Origin of the sequence: Streptomyces sp. LS1784 (genome assembly GCF_020103755.1) — a bacterium.
Classification (GTDB): Bacteria; Actinomycetota; Actinomycetes; order Streptomycetales; family Streptomycetaceae; genus Kitasatospora.
On sequence record NZ_JAHSQD010000353.1, the window covers coordinates 1 to 8755 of the forward strand.

Genomic DNA, 8755 nt, shown 5'->3' on the forward strand with positions numbered 1-8755 from the left:
GGCCGCCGAGCTGGCCGCCCGCCACCCGGGCGCCGCGGCCGAGGCGATGGAGGGCTTCGGCGTGGCCGAGGCCGCCGCCCGGTACGGCGTGCCGGCCCTCGAACTGCGCACCGTGTCCAATCCGGTGGGCCCGCGCGACCGGGCCGCCTGGCGGATCGCAGAGGCGTTGGCCGCCCTGGAGCGGGCCTTCGCCGCGCTGCCCGTCCACGAACTGGCTGCCTGGCCACGAACCGATCGAGGAGGCCGGCCGTGGCTGAACGGCTGAGCATCGCGTACTCGCCCTGCCCGAACGACACCTTCGTCTTCCACGCCTGGGCGCACGGCCTGGTGCCCGGGGCGGACGCCCCCGAGGTGACCTTCGCCGACATCGACGTCACCAACGGCCTCGCCGAGCGCGGCGAGCTGGACGTGCTGAAGATCAGCTACGGCGCGCTGCCCTGGGTCCTGGAGCAGTACGCCCTGCTGCCCTGCGGCGGCGCGCTGGGCCGCGGCTGCGGCCCGCTGGTGCTCACCCTGCCGGGCGTGGGCTCCCCCGCCGACCTCGCCGGGAAGACCGTCGCGGTGCCCTCCGAGCGCTCCACCGCCTACCTGCTGTTCCGGCTCTGGGCGGCGAAGGCGGTGCCGGGCGGCTTCGGCGAGATCGTCGTCCTGCCGTTCCACGAGATCATGCCCGCCGTCCGGGACGGCCGGGTGGACGCCGGCCTGGTGATCCACGAGGCCCGCTTCACCTACCGGCAGTACGGCCTGCACAGCCTGGCCGACATGGGCGAGGCCTGGGAGCAGGAGACCGGCCTGCCGATCCCGCTGGGCGCGATCGTCGCCAGGCGCTCGCTCGGCACCGAGCGGCTGCGGGCGATCGGCGACGCGATCCGCGCCTCCGTCCGGCAGGCCTGGGCGGACCCGGCGGCGAGCCGTGAGTACGTGCTGGCGCACGCCCAGGAGATGGACCTGGACGTCGCCGAGCAGCACATCGGGCTGTACGTCACCGAGTTCACCGAGGACCTCGGCGAGGAGGGCTACGCGGCCGTCCGCGCGCTGCTCACCCGGGCCGCCGCGGAGGGGCTGGTGCCCCCGCTCGACCCGGGTGCGCTCACGTTCGGGTGATCCCTCCCGGCTTCGGGTGATCCCTCTCCCGACGCCTCAGACGTCGAACTGGTCGGCCACCGCGCGCAGCAGGCCGGCCAGCTTCTGGCCGGTCGGCTTGGCGGGGTAACGCCCGCGCTGGAGGCCGGGCAGCACCGCGTCCAGCGTGGTGATCAGGTCCTGGACGATCGGCGCCATGTCGTCGGCGCTCCGGCGCTGGGCGGCGGCCACCGAGGGCAGCGCGTCCAGCAGCTGCACGGCCATCGCCTGGTCCCCGCGGTGCCCGGCGACCACGCCGAACTCGACCCGCTGGCCCGGCTTCAGCGACGTGACACCGTCGGGCAGCGCCTTGGTGTGGACGAAGACGTCGCCGCCGTCGTCGCGCGACAGGAAGCCGAAGCCCTTCGTCTCGTTGAACCACTTGACCTGGCCGGTGGGCATCTCGAACAGTCCTCGAATGGGTGTGAGGGATCCCGGCCCGGGCCGGGGATCACTGGGTGGTGGGAAAGGCGGCCGACCTCGGCTCGGCGCCCGTGGGCGCTCATGGTCGGCACGCGGTCAGGAAGCAGACTAACCGTCCGTCACTGCCTCATCCGCGTTCCGCGAGGGATCCGCGTTCCGAGGCCCGTTCGGGGCGGCGGCGGGAACGGGATCTCGCGGTCACGGGCAACCCGGCACTGGCACGGCCGGGGCGCGGCTCCGCGCGGTCCATCGGCTCACACCCCCCGGGTCTGAGGACGCGGGGCGCACCTGTAGCGCCCCTCGGCACCCCGTGCATACCCCCGCTCAACAGGGATCAAAACGTTCAGCTGCCGGGAAACTGCGCAACGTGACCGGGCCGCTCCGGTGGGCCGCCCCGGCTGCCGCTCTGCCAGACTGGGGGCAGTTCCGACCGGCCCGTAGGAGTGAGCAGACGTGAGCAGCCAGAGCGCCGACCCCGGCGACGTGTACGTCAAGGCCGGGGCGATCGTCTTCGGTCTCGGCGCACTCGCCACCCTGGTCACCTTCGTCCCGCTGTTCCTGCACCTGACGCCGCTGCCGACGGCCGCGTACTGGCTGAGCATGCTGATGCCGGCCGGCTTCCTGGCCGCGCTGACCGGGCTGCTGCTGAACGCACGGGACCAGCGCCGCCGGATCGGGCCCTGAGGGCCGCTGCGACCGTGGTCTAGCCGCGCCCGGCCAGGTGCCCGGCGAGCCAGTCCGGGAAGCCGGTGAGGTCCGCCAGCACCACGTCCGCGCCCGCCTCGCGCAGCTCCTCCGCGCTGTACGGGCCGGTGGGCACGCAGACCGCGACGGCGTCCGCGTGCCGGGCGCCCCGGATGTCGCCGAGGTGGTCGCCGACGTAGACGCTCGCGCCGTGCTCGCGCAGCGCCTCGCCCTTGGTCTCCGCCCACAGGTCGCCGATCACGGTGTCCACGGCCAGCCCGGCGTGCTCCAGGTGGAGGCGGGCGTTCGGCTCGTACTTGCCGGTGATCACCGCGACCCGGCCGCCGTGGGCGCGGACCGCCTCGACGGCGGCGTGCGCGCCGGGCAGGGCCACGGTCGGGGCGAAGGCGTGGTCGCGGTAGAGCTCGCGGTAGCGGTCGACGACCCGCTCCGCCTCGTCCTCCGGGAACCAGTTGCGGATCTCGTCCAGCAGCGGCGGGCCCAGCCGGGTGACCGCCAGGTCGGCGTCGATGTAGGTGCCGGTCTCGGCGGAGAGCGCCAGGTAGGTGGCTCGGACACCCGGCCGGGTGTCCAGCAGCGTCATGTCGAGGTCGAAGCCGACGGTGAGCTGAGCGGGTGGCGTCGCGGGCATGCCGCCAGGCTACCCAACGGGTGCCGCGGCCACGAGGCAATTTGCCCGGGCTTCGCAGCTGAACTTAGGTTTACCTGAGTTGTCTGCGGAGAGGGCCCATGACCGACACCAGCGCACCACCCGGTGCGCCCCGCGCGCCGTACCGCGCGCCGCGGCGCCGAATACTGTGGCTCGCCGCCGCACTCGCCGTCCTGGCCGCCGCGGTGCTGCTGAGCCTGGCGGTCGGCAGCCGGACCATCCCGTTCGGCGACACGCTCGACGCCCTGCTGCGCGGCGGCGACACCGCCGACGCCGTGGTGGTCCGCGAGCTGCGGGTGCCTCGCACCGTCGTCGGGCTGGCCGTCGGCGCGGCGCTCGGACTGGCCGGGGCCGTCATGCAGGGCCTGACCCGCAACCCGATCGCCGACCCCGGCATCCTCGGCGTCTCCCAGGGCGCGGCGGCCGGCGTGGTGGTCGCCATCTCCGGCTTCGGCGTCTCCACCCTCACCGGGTACGTCTGGTTCGGCTTCGCCGGCGCGGTGGTCGCCACCGTGCTGGTGTACGGGCTCGCCGGGCGCGGCCGGGGCGGGGCCACGCCGATCAAGCTGGCGCTGGCCGGCTCGGCGACGTCCGCCTTCATCGCCTCGCTCAACACCCTGGTGCTGACCACCGACGCGGCCACCATGGACCAGTTCCGCTTCTGGCACGTCGGCTCGCTCTCCGGGCGGACCTCGGACGTGGCCTGGCAGCTGCTGCCGTTCCTGGCCGTCGGCACGGTGCTGGTGGTCGCGGTGGCACGCGGACTGGACGCGCTCGCGCTCGGCGACGACACCGCGAAGGGGCTGGGCGCCAGGACCGGCCTGGTCCGGGCGGTCGGCGCGCTCGGCGCGACCGTCCTGACCGGCTCGGCGGTCGCGGCGGCCGGCCCGATCGCGTTCGTCGGCCTCGCCGTTCCGCACGCGGCCCGCGCGGTGGCCGGCGCCGACCACCGCTGGATCCTCGCCTTCTCCGCCGTCCTCGGCCCGGCGCTGCTCCTGCTCGCCGACACCCTCGGCCGGGTCCTGTTCCCCCCGTCCGAGGTCCCGGCGGGCGTCATGACGGCCCTGGTCGGCGTCCCGGTGCTGGTGGCCCTGGTCCGCCGCCGGAAGGTGGTGGCGGCATGAGTTCCGTCCCCGGCACGGGTTCCGTCCCCGGCACGGGTTCCGTCCCCGGCACGGGTTCCGTCTCCCTGCGGGGCTACTCCGTCGTCCGGGCCGGGCGGGCGTCGTTCCTGGTGCACCGGCGCTCGGTCGCCGTCGCCGCCGGGCTGCTGGCGGCGCTGGCGGCGACGGTGGTGGCCTCGCTCTGCCTGGGCGAGTCCACCGTCCCGCCGGGCGAGGTGGTCAAGGTGGTGCTCGGGCAGCCGAGCCCGCACGAGCTGGTGGTCGGCGAGTTCCGGCTGCCCCGGGTGGTGGTCGGGCTGCTGGTCGGCCTGGCACTCGGGCTGGCCGGGGCACTGATCCAGACCGTCGCCCGCAATCCGCTGGCCAGCCCCGACGTGGTGGGCGTGACCTGGGGCGCGACCGCGACCGTGGTCGGCCTGATGGCGTACGGCGTGGTCGGCTCGACCGGTCAGGCCCCGTACGCGGCGGTGGCCGGCGGCCTGGTGGCCGGGCTGCTGGTGTACGCGCTGGCCTGGCGGCGCGGCCTGCACGCGCAGCGCTTCGTGCTGATCGGCATCGGGATCAGCGTCGCGCTGTCCTCCCTCACGTCCGTCTTCCTCACCAAGGGCGACGGCTTCCAGGCCCAGGCCGCCAAGGTCTGGATGACCGGCAGCCTGAACGGCGCCGGCTACGACCAGGCCGGCTGGCTCGCCCGGGTGCTGCTCGCCGCCCTGCCGGTCGCGCTGTGGGCGGCCCGCGCCCAGCGGTCGATCTCCTTCGACGACGCCACCGCCGTCGGCCTCGGCCTGCACCTGGACCGGATCCGCCTCGGCATGGCGCTGCTGGGCATCGTGCTGGCCTCGTGCGCGGCCGGGGCCGCCGGGCCGGTGGACTTCGTCGCGCTGATGGCCCCGCAGATCGCGCTGCGGCTGGCCCGCTCGGCGCAGGTCCCGCTGTTCTGCTCGGCGCTGACCGGCGCGCTGGTGGTGGTCCTCGCCGACCTGATCGCCCGGCGGCTGCTGGCTCCGACCGAGCTGCCGGTGGGCGTGGTGACCGGCATGGTCGGCGCGCCGTACCTGATGTGGCTGCTGATCCGATCCCGCCGTGGAGGTTCCTGATGTCCGCTCACCGTCTGGAGGCCCGGGGCCTCACCCTGGCCTACGAGGCGCGCACGGTCGTCGAGGACCTGGACGTGGCCGTCCCGGACGGGCGGGTGACGGTGATCGTCGGCCCGAACGCGTGCGGCAAGTCGACCCTGCTGCGGGCCCTCGGCCGGCTGCTGAAGCCGGTCCGGGGCGCGGTGCTGCTGGACGGCGAGGAGCTGGCGCGGATCCCGACCAAGCGGATCGCCCAGCGGCTCGGCCTGCTGCCGCAGTCGCCGACCGCCCCCGAGGGCATCTCGGTGGCGGACCTGGTCGCGCGCGGCCGCCAGCCGCACCAGAGCTGGTGGCAGCAGTGGTCGCCGGAGGACGAGGCGGCGGTCGCGGAGGCGCTGGAGCGCACCTCCACCGCCGAGCTGGCCGAGCGGAGCATGGACGAGCTGTCCGGCGGCCAGCGCCAGCGCGCCTGGATCGCGATGGCGCTCGCCCAGGGCACCGACATCCTGCTGCTGGACGAGCCGACCACCTACCTGGACATCGCGCACCAGGTGGAGGTGCTGGACCTGGTCCGCCGGCTGAACGTCGAGCGCGGCCGGACCGTCGTCGCGGTGCTGCACGACCTCAACCAGGCCGCCCGGTACGCGGACCACCTGGTGGCGATGCGGGACGGCCGGGTGGTGGCGCAGGGCCCGCCCGGGGACGTGGTGACGGCCGAGCTGGTGCGGCAGGTGTTCGGGCTGGACTCGGTGGTGGTGCCGGACCCGGTGACCGGCACGCCGCTGGTCGTGCCGGGCGCCCCGTGGGCGGCGCGGGAGGCGACGGCGCGGGCCTGAGGAGTCGGGGGCCCGAAGAGGTGGGGGCCTGAGGAGTCGGGGGAGCGCGCTCGGCGGCACTCCCTCGCCTGACGGAACTCGCACTTAACGGAACTTTAGCCACCATTTCGGACATAATCGACGGCACCCAGCCCCGCCGCCAGAGGACCACCGATGCCCCGGATCTCCCGCCGCACCCTCCTCGCCGGTCTCGGTGGAGCCGCGCTCACGGCGGTCACCGGCTGCACCGACAGGCAGCCGACCCCGGAGACCGCGGACGGCCTCGCCACTGGCGCCTCGCCGTCCCCGACCCCGCTGCCGCCGGTGACCGTGAACGCCGCCACCGGCCCGGTGGTGGTGCCGGGCGCGCCGATGCGGGTGATCGTGCTGGACACCGACGTGCTCGACTCCGCGCTGACCCTCGGCATCACCCCGGTCGGCGCCGCGCTCCCGGCCCGCGACACCCGCTACCCCGAGTACTGGCCGGCCTCCCGGACGACCGGAATCCGGCTGGTCGGCCCGGCCGGCGCGCCCGACCTGCCGACCGTACGGGCGCTGCGGCCGGACCTGATCCTCTCCAACCAGGCCCGCGACGGCGACCGCTACGAGCAGCTGCGGGAGATCGCCCCGACCGTGCTCACCCAGACCACCGGAGCGCCCTGGAAGGCCGACTTCCAGCTGCACGCCCAGGCGCTGAACCGGGAGGCGGCCGGGGCGGCCTTCGCCGGCGCGTACCAGAAGCACGCCGGGCAGGTGGCCCAGGCCCTGGCGGCGGCGAGGCTGTCGGGGCGCAGGGTGAGCCTGGTGCGGTTCGTGGAGGGCGGCGGAATCCGGGTGTTCGGCCGGCAGAGCTTCCCCGGGACGGTGCTCGCCGACGCCCAGGTGGGCCGGCCGGACGCGCAGAACGTCGACCAGTCGGACGTCGAGGTCCCGCCGGACCAGCTCGCCAGGGCCGACGGCGATCTGCTGCTGTACGCGACGTACGGCGATCCGGAGCGGTCGGGCGCCAACGCCGTGCTGGCGAGCCCGGCTTGGCAGGCGCTGTCGGCGGTGAAGGGGCACCGGGCGTTCCCGGTGGACGACCAGTTGTGGTTCCAGGGGATCGGGTACACCGGGGCCAACTACGTGCTGGACGAGCTGCAACGCTTCCTGGGGGCGTAGGGCCCCGACTCAGCGCGTCCCGGCGTAGCGGGCCGGGGAGACGCCGACGGCGGCGGTGAAGTCCCGGGTCAGGTGGGCCTGGTCCGCGTAGCCCAGCTCGACGGCGAGCGCGGCCAGATCCAACTCGCCGTCGGTACGGGCGCGTTCGGCGGCCTCGTGCAGGCGGGCGCGGCGCAGCACCCACTTCGGGGAGGCGCCGACGTACTCGGCGAACAGGCGCTGGAGGCGGCGGACGGTCAGGCCCAGCTCGGCGGCCAGCTCGTCCACCCGGCACAGGTCCGGCGTGCCGGTGATCCGGTCCACCATGGCGGCGACCTCGGCGGCGACCGGGTCGGGCGCGGGCAGCCGGGGGCGCAGGAAGGCGTCGACGAGGGCGGCGGGGCTGCCGGGCGCCCCGAGGATCTCCGCGGTGAGCCGGTCGGCCTCGGGCCCGAAGTACTCGGCGGCGGGCACGGACCGGTCGGCCAGCCCGCTCACCGGGTGCCCGGCGAGCGGGCGGAAGGCGCCGGGGCGGAACCGCACGCCCAGCACGTGCCCGGCACCCTCCAGGCGGCGGACGAAGAGCGAGCGGTCCACCCCGTACACGCGCGCTCGCGGGGCCTCGAAGACCAGGTGGACGTTGGGGTGGGCGAGCACCTTCTGCTCGTACGGCGGCAGGCCGTGCAGGTCCCAGCGGACCAGCCAGTAGTACTCGACGAACCGTGCCACGGCGGGGTCGGGCGCGAGCCGGTCCACGGTGATCAGCTCGGCCGCCCGGGCGGGGTGGAGCACACCGCGGCCGAGGTCGGGAGAGTCCGGGGAGTCCATGACGGCCAGGCTAGGGCCTGGACGTCGCGTTTCTTCAAGACCGACCGGTGCGCCCCGGCCAGAATCGGCGCCATGAACGCCCACCCGATGCACCCGTTCCTGGCCCGCGCCGCCTCCGCCGCGGCCGGTGTCGCCGCCACCGTTCCGGCCGGCCAGGCGCTGGACGCGCCGACGCCCTGCGCGGAGTTCGACACCCGCGCGCTGATCAACCACTGGGTGCTCTACAGCTCGCACGGCCTGGAGCACCGGGCCCGGCGGGTCGAGCTGCCCGGGGAGCTGAGCTCGCGGGACTTCGCCGCCGAGGCCGACTGGAGCTCGGCGTACGCGGCCCAGCTGGAGCGCGCCGTCGCGGCCTGGGCCGACCCGGCGGCCTGGGAGGGGGACGTCGACCTCGGCGGCGCCCCGGTGCCGGCGGTCGGGATCGCCCGGATGCTGGTCCTGGAGCTGCTGCTGCACGGCTGGGACGTGGCCCGGGCGACCGGCGGGCGGATCGAGGTCGACGAGGAACTCGCGCTGCTGGCCGGGGAGATCGTGGCGGAGAACGCCGAGCTGTACCGGCAGTACGCGGGCTTCGCCGAGTCGGTGGCGCTGCCGGAGGACGCCTCCGCGTGGGACCGCGCACTGGCCGCCTCGGGGCGCGATCCGCACTGGAAGGCCTGAGCCGCCGGCACCGGGCCCGTTCGCCCGCGCGGCGTTCACGCCTCCGCACGAGCCGTCCGACGGTCACTCGAAGCTGAGCGCCGCCCTGAGCCTGGCCCGCAACAGCCGTACGGCCGGGGACGGTTGGTCGCGGCGGGCGACCAGGCCGAGCCGGGCGTGCGCGGCGGCGTCGGCCAGGGGGACGGCCCGCAGCCCGGCGCCCGCGGCCGAGGA

10 protein-coding genes and 1 pseudogene are annotated in these 8755 nt (G+C 75.4%); 8 read left to right on the plus strand and 3 right to left on the minus strand.

Features of this window, described 5'->3' with window-relative positions; genetic code table 11:
• Nucleotides 1-265 (plus strand): annotated as a pseudogene (locus tag KS423_RS30475) (hypothetical protein); the annotation flags it as partial.
• The gene (locus KS423_RS30480) at nt 250-1104 is read left to right on the plus strand and encodes a 1,4-dihydroxy-6-naphthoate synthase (protein WP_224283000.1); all 855 of its coding nucleotides are present in this window, start codon (nt 250-252) and stop codon (nt 1102-1104) included. The pseudogene KS423_RS30475 and the gene KS423_RS30480, both read left to right, overlap by 16 nt.
• A 36-nt stretch (nt 1105-1140) precedes the next feature.
• On the opposite strand, the gene KS423_RS48135 is transcribed toward KS423_RS30480, so the two are convergent.
• Entirely contained in the window at nt 1141-1524 is a 384-nt protein-coding gene (locus KS423_RS48135) for a cold-shock protein (protein WP_188300873.1), read from the minus strand.
• Nucleotides 1525-1998: 474 nt separating this feature from the next.
• On the opposite strand from KS423_RS48135, the gene KS423_RS30490 reads away from it, so the two are divergent.
• Nucleotides 1999-2229, plus strand: coding sequence for a hypothetical protein (locus KS423_RS30490; protein ID WP_224283001.1), 231 nt, complete (start codon nt 1999-2001; stop codon nt 2227-2229).
• A gap of 19 nt (nt 2230-2248) precedes the next feature.
• Here the strand turns inward: KS423_RS30490 and KS423_RS30495 are convergent, their stop codons facing one another.
• Nucleotides 2249-2881 carry an HAD family hydrolase gene (locus KS423_RS30495; protein WP_224283002.1) on the minus strand — a complete coding sequence of 211 codons (633 nt, stop codon included), beginning with the start codon at nt 2879-2881 and terminating at the stop codon, nt 2249-2251.
• A gap of 98 nt (nt 2882-2979) precedes the next feature.
• Between KS423_RS30495 and KS423_RS30500 the strand changes: the two genes are divergently transcribed.
• The 4 genes from KS423_RS30500 to KS423_RS30515 all read left to right on the plus strand — a co-directional run bounded on the left by KS423_RS30500 (nt 2980) and on the right by KS423_RS30515 (nt 7075).
• On the plus strand, nt 2980-4023 hold the full coding sequence (locus KS423_RS30500) for an iron ABC transporter permease (protein WP_224283003.1): 1044 nt from the start codon (nt 2980-2982) through the stop codon (nt 4021-4023).
• Entirely contained in the window at nt 4020-5120 is a 1101-nt protein-coding gene (locus KS423_RS30505) for an iron chelate uptake ABC transporter family permease subunit (protein ID WP_224283004.1), read from the plus strand. Before KS423_RS30500 ends, KS423_RS30505 begins: the two co-directional genes overlap by 4 nt.
• A complete protein-coding gene (locus KS423_RS30510; RefSeq protein ID WP_224283005.1) occupies nt 5120-5935 on the plus strand; it encodes an ABC transporter ATP-binding protein in 816 nt (271 codons plus the stop codon). The genes KS423_RS30505 and KS423_RS30510 overlap by 1 nt, the downstream gene beginning before the upstream one ends.
• A gap of 153 nt (nt 5936-6088) precedes the next feature.
• Entirely contained in the window at nt 6089-7075 is a 987-nt protein-coding gene (locus KS423_RS30515) for an iron-siderophore ABC transporter substrate-binding protein (protein WP_224283006.1), read from the plus strand.
• Nucleotides 7076-7084: 9 nt separating this feature from the next.
• On the opposite strand, the gene KS423_RS30520 is transcribed toward KS423_RS30515, so the two are convergent.
• Complete coding sequence (locus KS423_RS30520; RefSeq protein ID WP_224283007.1) at nt 7085-7882, minus strand: helix-turn-helix domain-containing protein; 798 nt, start codon at nt 7880-7882, stop codon at nt 7085-7087.
• 72 nt (nt 7883-7954) lie between these two features.
• Here KS423_RS30520 and KS423_RS30525 point away from each other — a divergent pair, with 72 nt between their 5' ends.
• Nucleotides 7955-8542: a TIGR03086 family metal-binding protein gene (locus tag KS423_RS30525; RefSeq protein ID WP_224283008.1), complete on the plus strand. Its 588-nt coding sequence runs from the start codon at nt 7955-7957 to the stop codon at nt 8540-8542.
• The last annotated feature ends 213 nt before the right edge of the window (nt 8543-8755 follow it).